Origin of the sequence: Mesorhizobium sp. B3-1-9, assembly GCF_006439595.1 — a bacterium.
GTDB lineage: Bacteria > Pseudomonadota > Alphaproteobacteria > Rhizobiales > Rhizobiaceae > Mesorhizobium.
In genome coordinates, this window is record NZ_VFTJ01000007.1 from 102135 (window position 1) to 117667 (window position 15533).

The following is a 15533-nucleotide window of genomic DNA, read 5'->3' on the forward strand; positions in this document are numbered from 1 at the left end:
TTGTCCGACACATGTAAATCTCCCCCAAGGAGATTATTCATGGACAAGCTCGCCAACCCCGCCCCCGGCTTCCAGCGCAACCCGGACAAGGCGATCACAGTCGAACCCTATCGCGGCAGCGTCATCGTGCGCGCGGGCGACACCGTCATCGGCCGGTCGACCCGGGCCAAGGTGCTGTCGGAGCCGCCCTACGCGGATGCTTTCTACATCCCGTTCGACGACATCGATTTCAGCAAGCTGGCCGCCACCGAGCACTCGACGCATTGCCCGTACAAAGGGGATGCCAGCTACTGGAGCGTCCGCGAAGCCGGCGACGTCGGCGAAAATGCAATGTGGGCTTATGAGACGCCATTCGACGAGATGGCCGAAATCCGCAATCACGGCGCATTCTATACGAGCAAGGTAACGGTCGAAGCTGAGCCGGGCTGAGCCTTTGTTGGCCCGCCAGAGGTGCCTTGAGATTCAGGTCAGGCCGAGCCGACAAAAGCGAGTTCCGAGAACCGGCCTACGCCGGCCGTAACCTTAACTGACGTGCCATTCATGAGTGCTTCGGCTGGCGAAGGCCGGAAGCGCAGGAACTCGCTGTTCGCAGGCCGGCTTCACCTGAATATCATGGCAACTCAGTCCGTCGTGCCGTCGTTGCCTATGCCCTCGGCATCGTCGAGGCGCACGAAGGTCATGCCCTTCTGCTTCAAGGCGAGCAGCCCCTGAACCACGCCCTCGCCGGCCGCATGGGTCGGCTGGTTGATGTGGGCGATGATGACGTCGCCGTCCTTGGCGGCGGCGATGCGGCGCGCGGTTTCCTTCGCGCCGAGCAGCGAGCCGCCGTCGCCATTGACCGAGAAGCCGGCGATCTTGAAGCCCAGCCTGCGGATCATGGCGATCGCCGAGGGGCTGTATTCGGCGGTTGCGCCGCGAAACCATTTTGGCGCGGGCCCGCCTGCGCCGGCTAGCGCGGCGGCGCCGGATTCGACCTCGGCCTGCACGGCGTCCGGGCTGCCGGCGCTGCGGATGCCGTAGATCTTCTGGGGCGTATCGACCGCCGGAATGTGGCGGCCGCCGTGGTTTTCGAGTTCGAACAGATCGGGATGCGCCCGCATGATCTCGACGGCTTCGGCATTGCGCTTCAGCCAGATGCCAGTAACGAAGATCGTCGCCGGTATCCTGTTGTCGACGAGCGCCGAAAGTATCCTCGTGTCGGTCTTGCCGCCGCAGGCATCGAGCGTCAGCGCGACGCGCCCGCCGCCGACCTCGAGGCCCTGCGGCTTCACATGCAGCGTCGGCTCGAGCAGCGTCGCGGCATTGCCCGCCGACGCCGCGAACAGCGACAGCGCCATCGCGCAAAGGGATTTCCGAAGCACGCCCATCATTCGTTCCAAACCGGCACGTTCGGGCATTCTCCGCGCCGCGCCAACAAAACTCGCCTCTACAAAGCCCGCATCTAGGCGAAAATCGGGACGGCAAACAGCGCAAAAAGCAGCAGTCGCGAAAATTTGCTTTCGCTTAGACCGCGGCCTCCAGCGCCAACTCCGTTCGCGCCAGCAGCTGGAGCACGGCATCGACGACCGTGTCGACCTCCAGGCGCCAGGCGCAACACGCCTTGTTGGGGTCAGGCCGTTCGCACAGGTCACCGCCGATGCAATCGCAAGGCATGGCCGGGCGCACCGCGATGCTCGGCACGCCGACCGGTCCCCAGTGGACCGGGCTCTGCAGGCCGAACAGGCCGACGACCGGAGTGCCGACCGCGGCGGCCATGTGCATGGGGCCGCTGTCGTTGCCGAGAAACAGCCGCGCCTGCTTGAACAGCGCCGGCAGCGTGTCGAGCGGGAGCGCTCCGACCAGATTGACGATCGGCGTCTTCGCAGCCGCCAGAATCTTTTCGACCACCTCGTTCTCGTCCGGGCTGCCGACCAGGGCGACGTCCAGACCTGTCTCAGCCGATATCCGGTCGATCGCGGCGGCAAAGCGCTCCGGCTGCCAGCGGCGCCCGGGGAAGCTTGCACCGGCATGCACCGCGACGAAGGCGTTCGGCCGAAGGTGGAACTTGTCCAGCAGGGCCAAGGCTTTCGTCGTCTCGAACGGCAGCGGTCGAATGTCGGGATCCCGCACACGCAACTCTATGCCAAGCGCCTCCAGCGGCGAAAGATAACGATAGAGAAAATGCTGCTCGCCATAGCCGAACGGCTTTGCCTTGACATTGGCAGGTTGGCGCTCGAGCCAACGCGGGGGCCTTTCTGACGGGTGATATCCGACGCGAACCCGTGCACCAACCAGTCCTGAGATGAATCGCGACGTCTTCGTATCGGTGATGTCGACGACCATATCGAAATGGCCGCGGCGTAACTTAAGGAGCGTGAGAATGAGCTCCTGCGTGCGCCGCAGCGGCGTGCCGCGCATATGGGAACGGCGGAATGTCACGACCTCCGAGGCGATGTCGTTGGCCGTGAGGAGGCCGGCGAAGCGGCCATCGCAGAGGAAGACGATGCGCACGCCGGGATATTCGAGCTGCAGATTCCTCGCCAACGCGGAGGAAAGAACGAGATCGCCAATGTGCTTCGTTTGCAGGATCAGGATCGACCGGAGAGGGCCGGAGAGAAGCTGCGACACCCGCGTCCGGGCGCCGGACGGATCGGAGTCCACGAAGCTGGGCTGAGACGTCGACATGTGGAGCCGTCATGCGCTTGTTTCACGTGGCTCTCATATACAAGATGGCAAGATCATGGACCAGAGTGACTCGCGCGCCGACAAGCGCCTTCCACCGTTTCACGGAAAAGGCGAAGGGGCCGCGCCCAACGTTTCATACCTTCCTGGGATTGGTCCAAAGGACGCTACGCCGCCGACGGGCAACTTTCCGGCGAATGTCAGACCGCGGCCTCCAGGAGCATCTCGGTGCGCGCCAGCAGTTCGAGCGCAGCGTCGACGACCGGATCGACCTCCAGGCGCCAGACGCAGCATGCCTTACGCGGGTCGGTCCGGCGGCAAAGGTCGCCGCCGACGCAGTCGCAAGGCATGGATGGCCGCAACGAAATGCTGGGCACCCCGATCGGCGCCCAGCGAACCGGGCTGGTCAGGCCGAACAGGCCGACGACCGGCGTGCCGGCCGCGGCCGCCATATGCATCGGCCCGCTTTCGTTGCCGAGAAACAGCCGCGCCTCCTTGAGCAGCGCCAGCAGCGTTTCCAACCGCAGCGTGCCCGCTAGGTTGAGGACTGGCGTCTTGGCCGCGGCCATGATCCTGTCGGTCGCCTCGCTCTCGTCCGGACCGCCGACCAGAACCACGCGCAGGCCGGTTTCGCGGACGATCCTGCCGATTGCCTCGGCAAAGCGCTCCGGCTGCCACCGGCGACCCACGAAGCTTGCTCCGGCATGGACCGCAACAAAAGCGTTTGGCCGGATCTGGTGCCTGGCGAGCAAGGCCAGGGCGCGCGTCGTCTCGAAGGGCAGCGGGCGAATGGCAGGCGCCCTGACGCGCAGACCGACGCCCAGCGCCTCCAACGGAGACAGATAGCGGTAGAGATAATGCGTCTTGCCAAATCCGAAGGGCTTCATCCTGACGTTGGCGGGTTGACGCTCGTGCCAGCGCAAAGGCCGCTCCGTCGGAAAATAGCCGACCCTGACCGGAGCGTTGACCAGTTCGGAAATGATCCGCGAGGTCTTGGAATCGGTGATGTCGATGGTCATGTCGAAACGGTGCTGCCGCAATGTGCGCACCATGCGGAAGAGCTCGCGACCCCGCTCGAGCGGCGAGCCACGCATCTTGGCACGGCTGAAGGGGACGACCTCGGAAGCTATGCCATGGGCAGTCAGGAAGCCGGCGAAATGCGCTTCGCAAAGAAACACGATCCGGACGCCCGGATATTGAAGCCGCAGGTTCTTCGCCAGCGCGGAGGCAAGCACGATGTCGCCGATGAACTTGGTCTGCAGGATCAGGATCGAGCGGTAAGCGGATGGGGAAATCTGCAACATGGATTTTCCGACACCAATAAATTCGGTGTCGGAAGGTCGCTTGAAACGGTGTCGAGATTCAGGGCCGTCACGCGCACGTTCGCGTGACATTGCATACAAAACCGTAAGGTATCCGAATGCCCCTTGAGCGCGCCGCGCTGAAACGAATTCAGGCCGCGCGCTTCAAGTCTTTATCTTGATGCATGTCGTTGTCCCAGAACCGCTGCGCACTTTTGGGCGACATGCATCAGGAAGCGCGTTTTGCAGCGCCCTTCGCCGCCGCCACGGCCGCCTGCGCGGCCGCCAGCCGGGCGATCGGCACCCGGTAGGGCGAGCACGAGACGTAATCGAGGCCGACCTCCTCGCAGAAACGGATCGAGGCCGGATCGCCGCCATGCTCGCCGCAGATGCCGAGCTTGATACCCGGCCGCGTCGCCTTGCCTTTTTCGGCCGCGATCCGCACCAACTCGCCGACGCCGTCGACATCGAGCGACACGAACGGATCCTGCTCGATGATGCCCTTCTGCCGGTATGTTTCGAGGAAGGATGCCGCATCGTCGCGCGAGATGCCGAAGGTGGTCTGCGTAAGATCATTGGTGCCGAAGGAGAAGAATTCGGCCGCCTCGGCGATGACATGGGCGCGGATCGCCGCCCGCGGCAATTCGATCATCGTGCCGGTCAGATAATCGATCTTGGTGCCGCTCTCCTGCATCACGCTTTGCGCGACCGCGTCGATGCGCGCCTTGACATATTCCAGCTCCCTCACGAGGCCGACCAGTGGCACCATGATTTCCGGCACGACAAGCGCGCCGGCCTTGTGGCCGGCCTCGACCGCCGCCTCGAAGATGGCGCGCGCCTGCATCTCGGCGATCTCCGGATAGGAGACCGCGAGCCGGCAGCCGCGATGGCCGAGCATCGGGTTGAATTCGTGCAGCGCCTCCGTGCGCTGCCTGAGCTTGTCCGCCGACACGTTCATGGCCGCGGCGACCTCGGCGAGCTCGGCCTCGGTCTTGGGCAGGAATTCGTGCAACGGCGGATCGAGCAGGCGGATCGTCACCGGCAGGCCGGCCATGATCTCGAACAGTTCGAGGAAGTCCGAGCGCTGCATGGGCAGGAGCTTGTCCAGTGCCGCACGCCTGTCCTTCTCGGTATCGGCCAGGATCATCTCGCGCATGGCGACGATGCGGTCGCCGTCGAAGAACATGTGCTCGGTGCGGCACAGCCCGATGCCCTCGGCGCCGAAGGAGCGCGCCATGCGCGCGTCGAGCGGCGTTTCGGCATTGGTGCGCACCTTCATGCGGCGCGCCGCGTCCGCCCATTCCATGATGGCGGCGAAATCGCCCGACAGCTCCGGCTGCAGCATGGCGACCGCCCCTTTCAGCACCTGGCCGTTGGCGCCATCGATGGTGATGATGTCGCCCTTGCGGAAGGTCTGGCCCATCGAGAGCAGCGTGCCTGCCTTGTAGTCGACACGCAGCGAGCCTGCGCCCGACACGCAGGGCTTGCCCATGCCGCGCGCCACCACTGCGGCGTGGCTGGTCATGCCGCCGCGCGTCGTGAGGATGCCTTCGGCGGCATGCATGCCGTGGATGTCCTCGGGGCTGGTCTCGATGCGCACCAGGATTACCTTGCGGCCTTGCGCCTTGGCATCCTCGGCATCGCTGGAGGAAAAAACGATCTCACCGGTGGCCGCACCCGGCGAGGCCGGCAGGCCCATGCCGATGACGTCACGCGCGGCCTTCGGGTCGATGGTCGGATGGAGCAGCTGGTCGAGCGAAGCCGGATCGATGCGGGCGACGGCCTCCTCCTTGGTGATCAGCCCGTCCCTGGCCATCTCGACGGCGATCTTCAGCGCCGCCTTGGCGGTGCGCTTGCCGGAGCGGGTCTGCAACATCCACAATTTGCCGCGCTCGATGGTGAATTCGAGGTCCTGCATGTCGCGGTAATGCTTTTCCAGCCGGTCGGAGATGTCGACGAAAGCCTGGAAGGCGTCGGGCATCAGCTTCTGCAGCGACGGCTTGTCGGAGCCGGCGGCGATGCGCGCCGCTTCGGTGATGTTCTGCGGCGTGCGGATGCCGGCCACCACGTCCTCGCCCTGGGCATTGACCAGGAACTCGCCGTAGAGCTGCCGGTCGCCGGTCGAGGGATTGCGGGTGAAAGCGACGCCGGTCGCGGATGTGTCGCCCATATTGCCGAACACCATGGCCTGGACGTTGACGGCCGTGCCCCAGCTTTCCGGGATGTCGTGCAGGCGCCGGTAGGTGATGGCACGGTTGTTCATCCAGCTCGAGAACACTGCGCCGATCGCGCCCCAGAGCTGCTCCCGCGGATCCTGCGGGAACGGCTTGCCGAGCTCTTCCTCTACCTTGGCCTTGTAGAGGCCGATCACGCCTTGCCACTCCTGGGCCGAGAGCCCGGTGTCGAGCTCGTGACCGAGGCTCGCCTTCTCGTCCTCGAGGATTTCCTCGAACACTTCGTGGTCCAGGCCCATCACGACGTCGGAATACATCTGGATGAAGCGGCGGTAGCTGTCATAGGCAAAACGCGCATCACCGGAATCGGCGGCCAGGGCCTCGACCGTCTCGTCGTTGAGGCCGAGATTGAGCACCGTATCCATCATGCCTGGCATGGAGGCCCGGGCGCCGGAGCGCACGGAAACCAGGAGCAGCTTCGACGGGTCGCCGAAGCGGCGGCCAGTGATGCGGCCGAGATGATCGAGAGCGGAGACGACGTCCGCCTCGAGTGCGTCGGGATAGGTGCGGCCGTTGGCGTAATAGGCGTTGCAGACTTCGGTGGTGATGGTGAAACCGGGCGGCACCGGCAGCCCGAGGCTGCACATCTCGGCCAGATTGGCACCCTTGCCACCGAGAAGGTTGCGGTCGCCGGCACGGCCTTCGGCAACGCCGTCGCCGAAGGTGTAAACCCACTTGGTCATGCTTGCCCTCCAGTTCGTGGAAGATAGAACATCCGGATGATTGCCCGGTTCCCCGCCTTCCCCGACCCGAGCGATAGGATGCTGCAGTGCGAAAGGCAAGGCACCGGCCCAGCGGGCATCGCAACTACAATCGATTAAGCAAAAACTGCGTCAAAAAGACTTGCGGGAGGGGGCGGCGCGATATAGAACATAAAGGGAACATAGTGGAGTAGCGTGATGAAACTCAACGGAAAACTCGACTATCTCGAACTGCCGGCGACAGGCGGCAAGCTGGACAGCGTCAAGTCCTTCTACAGCGCCGCCTTTTCGTGGTCGTTCACCGACTACGGCCCGACCTATGCCGCCTTTGCCGAAGGACTCGACGGCGGCTTCCAGGCAGATGCCGGCGAAGCGCCGGCCAAGCCGCTTCCGGTCATCTACTGCGAAAACCTCGAGGAAGCGTTGGACGCTGTCGAGAGTGCCGGCGGCACCATCATCAAGCCAATTTTCGCCTTTCCCGGCGGTAGACGGTTTCATTTCACAGATCCGGCCGGCAACGAACTGGCTGTATGGGGATATTAGGAAAGACGCGGATTTCAAGGTATCTTTTGCTGTTGACAGTCTTGCTCACTCCAATAAGTAGCGGCGATCTTCCAACGGCAAAAGCAGACTGATGAAATTCGGCTCAAGCGGCGTTCGGGGTTTGGCTTCCGAATTGGTTGGGAGGCCAAGCGGGCTTTATAGCGAGGGTTTCGCCCGGCGCTTGCGGTCGACCGGGTTTCAGCAAGGCAAGGTCTTCGTCGGACGCGATCTGCGCGACAGCAGTCCGGCAATTGCAGAGGACTGCATGGCGGCCCTGGCCGCAGCCGGCTTCCAGCCGGTCGATTGCGGCCCCATCCCCACACCCGCGCTTGCCTTTTATGCCCGCCTGCACGGCGCCGCGGCGCTGATGGTGACCGGCTCGCATATTCCCGCCGACCGCAACGGCATCAAGTTCTACGGGCCGAAGGGCGAGATCGACAAGGCGGACGAGGCAGCGATCACCCATCATGTCGCTGAACTGTCGGACCAGTATCCGTGGCCGCCGGCTCCCGCCGAGTGGCAGTCCGCCCACGAACAGGCGCACGTGGCCTTCCGAGACCGGGTCGGCGGCATTCTCCCTCCTGGCGCCCTTTCCGGAATGAGGCTCGGCGTCTACCAGCACAGCACCGTTGCGGCGGCGCTGCTGGTCGAGGTTCTGCGATCCTACGGCGCCGATGTGATCCCCGTAGGCAAAGCGGAAACGTTCGTGCCGGTCGATACCGAGGCCGTCAGCCCGGAAACGATGGCGAAGATGAAAGCCTGGGTGCGCGAATTCAAATTCGACGCCGTGCTCTCGGCCGATGCCGATGCCGATCGCCCTCTCATCATTGACGACAGTGGCGAGTTGTTCCGCGGCGACCTGATCGGGCTGGCGACGGCGCTGTTCCTCAAGGCCGACATCGTGGTGACGCCGGTCACCTCCAATTCAGGCATCTCCGAGGCTTTCGGGTTCAGCGTCAGGAGAACGAAGGTCGGGTCCCCTTTCGTCATAGCGGGCATGGAGGGTGCGCAATCGGCCCGCGGCACCGTCGTCGGCTTCGAAGCCAATGGCGGGGTTCTTCTGGGGTCGGACTGCCTGGTGAACGGCAGGACTTTGTCCGCGCTGCCGACGCGGGATTCGTTCTTGCCCATCCTGGCTGTCCTGGGCACGGCGGCATCGACCGGCAAATCGCTGTCGGGCCTGCGCGAAAGTTGGAACCTTCCGGTCTGTGCCAGCGAGCGGCTCGAGAACTTCCCTGTCGAGGCATCGCGCGGCTTGATGCGCAAGCTCGCCGACCGCGATGCGTTGCGGCAATTCCTTGCCCCCTTCGGCACCGTCACGGACGTCGATGAGACCGACGGCCTCAGGGCACGGATGAGCAGCGGCGAGATCATCCATCTGCGGCCTTCCGGCAACGCCCCCGAATTTCGTTGCTATGCCGAGGCCGCCAGCCATGACAGGGCGACCGAAATTGTGGCAATGGCGCTGGAACGGGCGCGGGACGCCACAGTGTCAGACGAGCGAGAGGCTATCGAATGAAAGTGGTCCCCGTCATCATCAGCGGCGGCGCCGGATCGCGGCTCTGGCCGGCGTCGCGGCAGTCGCATCCAAAGCCTTTTCTCAAGGTTGCGGATGGGCACTCGCTGATTCAGCACACCGTGCTGCGTGCCGCTTCGCTGAAGGATGTCGCGGAGCTTGTCGCGGTAACGTCAAGGGATCATCTTTTCTTGACAAAAGACGATTTCGACGAACTTTCTCCGGCAATACCGCCGCATACTTTCCTTCTTGAGCCGGAAGCGCGTGACACGGCCGCCGCGGTTGCTGCGGCTGTTGTTCACGCCAATACAACGCAGGGTCCGGACGCAATTTTGTGCGTCTTCCCGGCGGACCACATGATCGGCGACCTGCCCGCATTTACAAATGTCATGGGCCGGGCCATCGAGCATGCGCGGCAAGGGCTGATCGCCACGCTTGGCATATGGCCAAGCCGTCCAGACACCGCCTTCGGCTATATCGAGGCCGACGGCGAGAAGGTCATCCGTTTCGTAGAGAAACCGGACCTCGACACGGCTAAGACCTACCTAGCGTCAGGGAGTTTTTTCTGGAACGCCGGCATCTTCTGCTTCAAGGCGCAAACCATGCTCGATGCTATGGCCGCACACTGCCCTGCCGTCCTCAAGGCGGTTGCCGCGAGCTATGAGCAGGGACAATTCAACAACGGGCAGTCCGACAAGATCGAACTTTCGTCCGAGCATTTCGCGCTTGCGCCCCGCATCTCTCTCGATCACGCGGTAATGGAGAAGACGCGCAATCTTGCGGTGGTTCCCTGCGAGATGGAGTGGAACGACATCGGATCGTGGAACGCCATGGCGGAACTGACCCCGGCGGACGATCGCGGGAACAGGATACGGGGGGATGTCCACACGGTGGACACGGCCGGCAGCTACATCAGCTCGGACAAGCGCGTCATCGGCACTGTCGGCGTGAACGATCTGGTCATCGTGGATTCCCCGGACGCATTGCTGGTGGCATCCCGCGACCGCGTCCAGGATGTCAAGAAACTGTTCGAAGGACTCAAGGCTTCAGGACATGAGGCGCACCTGCTGCACTCGACGGTGCACCGGCCATGGGGTACCTACACGGTTCTGGAGGAAGGCGACCGGTTCAAGATCAAGCGCATCGAAGTGAAGCCCGGACGGCGCCTAAGCCTGCAGATGCACAACCATCGTTCGGAGCATTGGGTCGTGGTCAGCGGCTCGGCGAAAGTGGTCAACGGCGATCAGGAACTGTTCCTGGCGACGAACCAGTCGACCTACATCCCTTGCGGCCACAAGCACCGGCTGGAAAATCCGGGCAAGATCGATCTGGTGATCATCGAAGTTCAGAGCGGCGATTATCTTGGCGAGGATGACATAGTGCGCTTCGACGACGTATACGGTCGCGCATAGCGATTCATTGGTGCCCGCAGGGCTGGGGCGGGCCGCGACGCAACAGGGCTTGGGAGAGAATCACCAAAACATACTGAGAGCATTGATGACAAAGACAGCATTGATAACCGGCATTACCGGGCAGGACGGCGCCTATCTGGCTGAGCTCCTGCTCGCGAAGGGCTATGAGGTCCACGGACTTGCGCGGCGTTCGAGCACGGCGGACGTCAACACCACACGCCTGAAATGGCTGGGCATCGAGAAAGACGTGCGGATCGTGGACGGCAACCTGACGGACCTGTCGGGCCTTGCCCGAACCATGCGCGACATAAGGCCGGACGAGGTCTACAACCTTGCCGCACAATCCTTCGTCAAATCCTCGTGGCAGCAGCCGATACTGACGGGCAACGTCACCGGCATCGGCGTCACCAATGTGCTCGAGGCGCTGCGCCTCGAAATCCCCGAAGCGCGCTTCTATCAGGCTTCGTCGTCAGAGATGTACGGCCTTATCCAGGAGCCGATGCAGTCGGAGACGACGCCTTTCCATCCCCGCTCCCCCTATGCGGTGGCGAAGCTCTACGGTCACTGGATCACGATCAATTATCGCGAGAGCTTCGGCCTGCACGCTTCGAGCGGCATCCTGTTCAACCACGAATCGCCGCTTCGGGGCATCGAATTCGTGACCCGCAAGGTCACGGACGCCGTCGCGCGCATCAAGAAGGGCCTGGCAAAGGAACTGCGCCTGGGCAACATCGACGCCAAGCGCGACTGGGGCCATTCGAAAGACTATGTCCGCGCCATGTGGCTGATGCTGCAGCAGGACCAGCCCGACGACTATGTGGTAGCCACGGGCAGGACGACGACGGTTCGCGACATGTGCCGTATCGCCTTCGAGCATGTGGGGCTGAAGATGGATGACCATCTTGTGATCGATCCCGACTTGTTCAGGCCGGCGGAAGTCGAAATCCTGCTCGGCAATCCTGGCAAGGCCAAGGCGAAGCTCGGATGGGAAGCGACGATCTCCCTGGAAGAGATGATCCGCGAAATGGTGGACGCCGATCTCGTGCGTCATTCCGCCCGTCGCACCTAGAGCAGGTTCAAGGAAAAGTCTGAAACGGTTTTCCGTCCGGAATTGCGTCAAAACAAAGAGATAGAGCGGTCACCGGTTCCGTGAAACGATGGAAACGCTCCAGGCAGAGGAAGGCCCCGCATTTATGGTCGGCAGCAACTTGACGTATCGTGTTCTGGTCACCGGCGCGAGCGGGTTCGTCGGCCCCTATGTTTGCGACGCGCTGCGCAGAATTTGCGGTCCCGATGTCGTTGTTGTCGCCACGTCCAAGGATGGCGGTCCGCACCCTGCCTTCGGCGAGGTCGAGCCGTTGGACGTCACCGACGCGACCGCCGTCCATGACGCCATTGTCCGTCATCGGCCGACGCATGTCATTCACCTGGCGGCCCTCGCGGCGCTCGGCGCCGCCCAGGCCAACCCGCAGAACACATGGCGCATTCATGTCGAGGGCGCGCTCAATGTCGCCCATGCCATCCTCGACAAGGTTCCGGATTGCTGGCTGATCCATGTCGGGTCAGGCCTGGTCTATGGCGAAAGCGCCAATACCGGACGGCCGCTCGATGAAAACACGTTACTTGCCCCGATCGACGACTATGCTGTGACCAAGGCTGCGGCCGATCTTGCCGTGGGCGCGCTGGCGCGCCGCGGCCTGAAATGTGTTCGCATGCGGCCCTTCAACCATACCGGGCCGGGCCAGACAGAGGCGTTCGCCGTGCCGGCCTTCGCCATGCAAATCGCTCGGATCGAGGCAGGCCTGGCCGCTCCAGTCATCCGCGTCGGCAACCTTGACGCGCGGCGCGACTTCCTAGACGCGCGTGACATCGCCGATGCCTATGCCCGGGCGGTCTCAAAGAGCAAAGATATGGCGCCCAACACCATTTTCAATGTCGCATCCGGCCTTTCCTGGCGGATAGGAGACATTCTCGATCGACTGCTGGCGCAAAGCAGCGTCAGGATCGTCACCGAGCGGGATCCGTCACGGATGCGGCCGAGCGACCTGCCATCGATCGTGGGTGATGCGAGCCGCGCCCGGGCCCTGCTTGGCTGGGCACCCGAACATCGCTTCGAAGATACGCTTGCAGCGATTCTGACGGATTGCCGTGCACAGGTGGCCAAGGCGTAAACAGGCCTGCATCCCCAGATGCCTGACCTGGACTATCGCGTGTCAACCGGAGGCGCTAAGCAGCCGTGCGGCGAGTGTGGGCTTGCGATACACCGCTGCGGCGATCAATGACTGGGCGCGCAGTGTGTCGGGGTCATCGGTCACGCGAAAAAACACGGCATCGGCCCAAAGCAACCGATCCTGGGCCGTTCCACTGTCATGCGCAACGTAGTGGTAGCGGCCGGGAATGAGCAGGTCTATCAGCTCGAATCCGTATTCGTTGAGGAATTGTTGGATCTCCGGGTAGAGCGGTTGGCCAGCGTAAATCGGCGCGAACTCGACCTCGCAATGCACGACGGCCGTGCCACCCAGGGTCCGCCGGGCGGATTTCAAGACCATCAGTTCTCCGCCCTGCACATCGAGCTTAAGGAAATCCACAGCGCCCGGCGGAAGGACGTCGTCAAGGCGTCTTGTGTCGACAGCCTGCGTATCGACGGTGTGCAGTTCGCGAAGGTGGTTGAAGGAGGCGTTGAATGTCGTGTTTAGCGGATATAGCGACGAGGTTGCATCGTCATTGTTGATGTAAAGCGTATGCCTGTCGCCATCGCCAATGGCGTAGGGAAGCAGCTTGATCCCTTGCTGTCCCTCGACCTCAGCCCGCTCAACAAGGCGTTCCTCGAGCGGGTCGAAGCCGATGATCTCCACGGGTGGATGAAATACCAAAGGGTCGTATGGATTGGATCCGGCGCCAAGCAGTTGGGCACCGACGTCGACAATGCGCAGCGGCCTGCGCAGAGCGCGATGCGCACCGTCGGCGATTGCAGCGCACCGCGTCTCGATTCCGCGATCCCCTGCAGATTTGAGGCGGAACTCCTCGCTGGCCATGATACCTGCGAGCACCGCAGTTGGATCGCCGTGCAAGCGCATCTGGCCGGACCAGCTTGCAAGTCCATCCGGATCCGGCTCTCTGCCCAAACAGCAACGATATAGCACTGTGACGAACTCCTCAGGCGTAAGAGCACTCATGTTTTCTTTCCTCAACGAAAAACGAAGAAGTCATTTGATCCGTCCCTCAATAGGCGCAGCCTGAGGCCAATGGGCGGAACAGAAAATCGAGCCGGCAATGCCCGTGTCGCGACTAAACGACGAAGCCTGGTATCGGAAGATCAAATGGCTGCATCGTATAGCTCCTGATCAATTCGCGTTAGGTCTCGTAGCCTCCGGAGTGCTTCTCCCGGCAATTCCTCGGCGCCGTCTCGTTCGGTGACGTTCGCCCGAGGCACTTCCTCGGCCGTGGGCGGCGGGATATCTGCCAAATTGGCGACTTCGACGAGGAAATCATGAAGGCGCTCAGTCGTTCCGATTACCGCCATACCCTTGAGCGTCGTTCTGGCGCCCTCCAGCAATTCCGGCTTGAGCACAGACAGCGACGTTTGTTCCAACAACACGGCGAGGGCGAACCGCGCGTATTCGGCTTCGGAAAAGCGAGTGGCCATCGTCGCCATGCTCAGCGGCAGTTTTATCAGGTACCGAGCCTGGTAGTCCTCGATCATCTCCCGATTGAGGTCATCCATCACAAACTCAGCGAAGGTCTGGCCTTTCACCCTGGGATGATGGGGATGCACAAGCACACGGCGGACGTGATGCCAGTGGGACCGTGTCCTGGCCATGGGCTCGCGCAACACGGTGACCGTCATCAAGTCGCGACCAAGATAGGGTTGGAGATAGCCATGAAAATGACCCCCAAATGCCTGATAGCTGCGCAATTTTTCCGGTGGAAGCGCCACCAACTCGTCCGCAAGGCCTGCTGGGCAGAACCGGTCGCCGTAGTGGGAATGTAGCCAAGTCCTTATGGAAGTGCCGGCTGTTTTAGGAATATGCTGGAAGTAAATTGGACGGTCCTGCGCCTGCGTTCGTCTGCCGAACCAGCCGGGCCGCATGAGGCGGAATATCATCGTATTCTCCTTCCGCGCTCATGCCGATATTGGGCGCCAGGCCCGTACTTGTGGGACATGAAGAAATCTCTTTAGCTGTTCGAGGCGGATGCCGTAAGAAGACCATCGTCGGATAAGCCATGCGATTTTGTCTGCGACGCGCCTCGCAAAATCCGGTCGCAGAAATGGCTCACCAAACTTGATGTCTCCCGGCCAATAATGTATCGCACCTCTCGCACAGTCGGGCCTGGGCAGAAAACGAACGGGATATATGCTGCCAACCAGAACAGGCTTCCTTGCAGAGGCATTCGCCGATATCGGCACCGCGCTCGAGAAACATTATCTGGCGACAACTTTCAGTTGGCAGGACGTAGCCCAGCGCTATCGCCGCTCGCGCGTGGGCGCGTTTTGGCTGACGATCAACATGGGCGTCCTGATCGGCGCGCTCGGGTTTGTCTTTGGCAGCCTTTTCCGCTCGCCAATGGACGAGTTCCTTCCTTACATCTGCGTCAGCCTGATTATCTGGAGTTTCATTTCGACCGCGATCAACGAGGGGTGCACCGCCTTCATAGGGGCCGAGGGCATCATCCTTCAGGTGCGCATGCCGCTGTTCACCCATGTGCTGCGGACGCAGTATCGCAACGCCATCATTCTTGGCCATAATATTCTCATCTATCCCATCGTCCTCCTAGTGGTCGGACGCGCTCCGACATGGAACGTTTTCCTGGCTGTGCCCGGCTTTGTCATTTTGTCGCTCAACTTGCTGTGGATCATGCTCATTCTCGGCGTTTTGTGCGCGCGTTATCGCGACATGACGCAAGTGATGCAGAACCTGCTGCAGGTGATGATGTACCTGACGCCAGTGATGTGGATGGCACGGACACTGCCAGAGGGCATTTCGCACCTGTTTCTGGACCTCAACCCTTTCTACCATTTGATCAGTGTCGTGCGGGATCCGCTACTGGGCGGGGTGCCATTTGCGACCAGTTGGGTAGTATGCATTGCGCTCGCAGTCGTAGGCTGGATCGTGGCGTTGCTGCTGTTCGGCCGCTACCGTCATCGTATTCCTTATTGGCTCTGA

Annotated in this window: 13 protein-coding genes; 7 read left to right on the forward strand and 6 right to left on the reverse strand. The window is 62.3% G+C overall.

All coding sequences use genetic code 11. From position 1 onward, the window contains the following. Nucleotides 1-39 precede the first annotated feature (39 nt). On the forward strand, nucleotides 40-429 hold the full coding sequence (locus tag FJW07_RS14970) for a DUF427 domain-containing protein (RefSeq protein ID WP_140857255.1): 390 nt from the start codon (nucleotides 40-42) through the stop codon (nucleotides 427-429). Nucleotides 430-620: 191 nt separating this feature from the next. Here the strand turns inward: FJW07_RS14970 and FJW07_RS14975 are convergent, their stop codons facing one another. The 4 genes from FJW07_RS14975 to ppdK form a co-directional block, all read right to left on the reverse strand. After that, a complete protein-coding gene (locus tag FJW07_RS14975; RefSeq protein WP_140657102.1) occupies nucleotides 621-1367 on the reverse strand; it encodes a polysaccharide deacetylase family protein in 747 nt (248 codons plus the stop codon). A 136-nt stretch (nucleotides 1368-1503) separates the two neighbouring features. Next, complete coding sequence (locus FJW07_RS14980) at nucleotides 1504-2664, reverse strand: glycosyltransferase family 9 protein (RefSeq protein ID WP_140857257.1); 1161 nt, start codon at nucleotides 2662-2664, stop codon at nucleotides 1504-1506. Between the two features lie 197 nt (nucleotides 2665-2861). Then, nucleotides 2862-3965, reverse strand: coding sequence for a glycosyltransferase family 9 protein (locus tag FJW07_RS14985; RefSeq protein WP_140857259.1), 1104 nt, complete (start codon nucleotides 3963-3965; stop codon nucleotides 2862-2864). A gap of 226 nt (nucleotides 3966-4191) precedes the next feature. Continuing rightward, a complete protein-coding gene (gene ppdK, locus FJW07_RS14990) occupies nucleotides 4192-6879 on the reverse strand; it encodes a pyruvate, phosphate dikinase (protein WP_140857261.1) in 2688 nt (895 codons plus the stop codon). Nucleotides 6880-7095: 216 nt separating this feature from the next. On the opposite strand from ppdK, the gene FJW07_RS14995 reads away from it, so the two are divergent. The 5 genes from FJW07_RS14995 to FJW07_RS15015 all read left to right on the forward strand — a co-directional run bounded on the left by FJW07_RS14995 (nucleotide 7096) and on the right by FJW07_RS15015 (nucleotide 12539). After that, nucleotides 7096-7440 carry a VOC family protein gene (locus FJW07_RS14995; protein WP_140857263.1) on the forward strand — a complete coding sequence of 115 codons (345 nt, stop codon included), beginning with the start codon at nucleotides 7096-7098 and terminating at the stop codon, nucleotides 7438-7440. A 91-nt stretch (nucleotides 7441-7531) separates the two neighbouring features. After that, nucleotides 7532-8959 carry a phosphomannomutase gene (locus FJW07_RS15000; protein ID WP_140857264.1) on the forward strand — a complete coding sequence of 476 codons (1428 nt, stop codon included), beginning with the start codon at nucleotides 7532-7534 and terminating at the stop codon, nucleotides 8957-8959. After that, nucleotides 8956-10368, forward strand: coding sequence for a mannose-1-phosphate guanylyltransferase/mannose-6-phosphate isomerase (locus FJW07_RS15005; RefSeq protein WP_140657112.1), 1413 nt, complete (start codon nucleotides 8956-8958; stop codon nucleotides 10366-10368). The genes FJW07_RS15000 and FJW07_RS15005 overlap by 4 nt, the downstream gene beginning before the upstream one ends. A gap of 85 nt (nucleotides 10369-10453) precedes the next feature. Beyond that, complete coding sequence (gmd, locus tag FJW07_RS15010) at nucleotides 10454-11437, forward strand: GDP-mannose 4,6-dehydratase (protein ID WP_140857266.1); 984 nt, start codon at nucleotides 10454-10456, stop codon at nucleotides 11435-11437. A gap of 88 nt (nucleotides 11438-11525) precedes the next feature. Next, nucleotides 11526-12539, forward strand: coding sequence for a GDP-mannose 4,6-dehydratase (locus FJW07_RS15015; protein ID WP_246680763.1), 1014 nt, complete (start codon nucleotides 11526-11528; stop codon nucleotides 12537-12539). A 42-nt stretch (nucleotides 12540-12581) separates the two neighbouring features. Here FJW07_RS15015 and FJW07_RS15020 read toward each other — a convergent pair whose 3' ends face one another. Together FJW07_RS15020 and FJW07_RS15025 are read right to left on the reverse strand one after the other, a co-directional pair. Next, entirely contained in the window at nucleotides 12582-13544 is a 963-nt protein-coding gene (locus FJW07_RS15020; protein WP_140783391.1) for an FkbM family methyltransferase, read from the reverse strand. Between the two features lie 140 nt (nucleotides 13545-13684). Beyond that, nucleotides 13685-14473 (reverse strand): sulfotransferase family 2 domain-containing protein, encoded by a 789-nt coding sequence (locus FJW07_RS15025; RefSeq protein ID WP_140783392.1) that lies wholly within the window; start codon nucleotides 14471-14473, stop codon nucleotides 13685-13687. Between the two features lie 250 nt (nucleotides 14474-14723). Here FJW07_RS15025 and FJW07_RS15030 point away from each other — a divergent pair, with 250 nt between their 5' ends. Beyond that, nucleotides 14724-15533, forward strand: a complete 810-nt coding sequence (locus tag FJW07_RS15030) for an ABC transporter permease (RefSeq protein ID WP_140783393.1) — start codon at nucleotides 14724-14726, stop codon at nucleotides 15531-15533.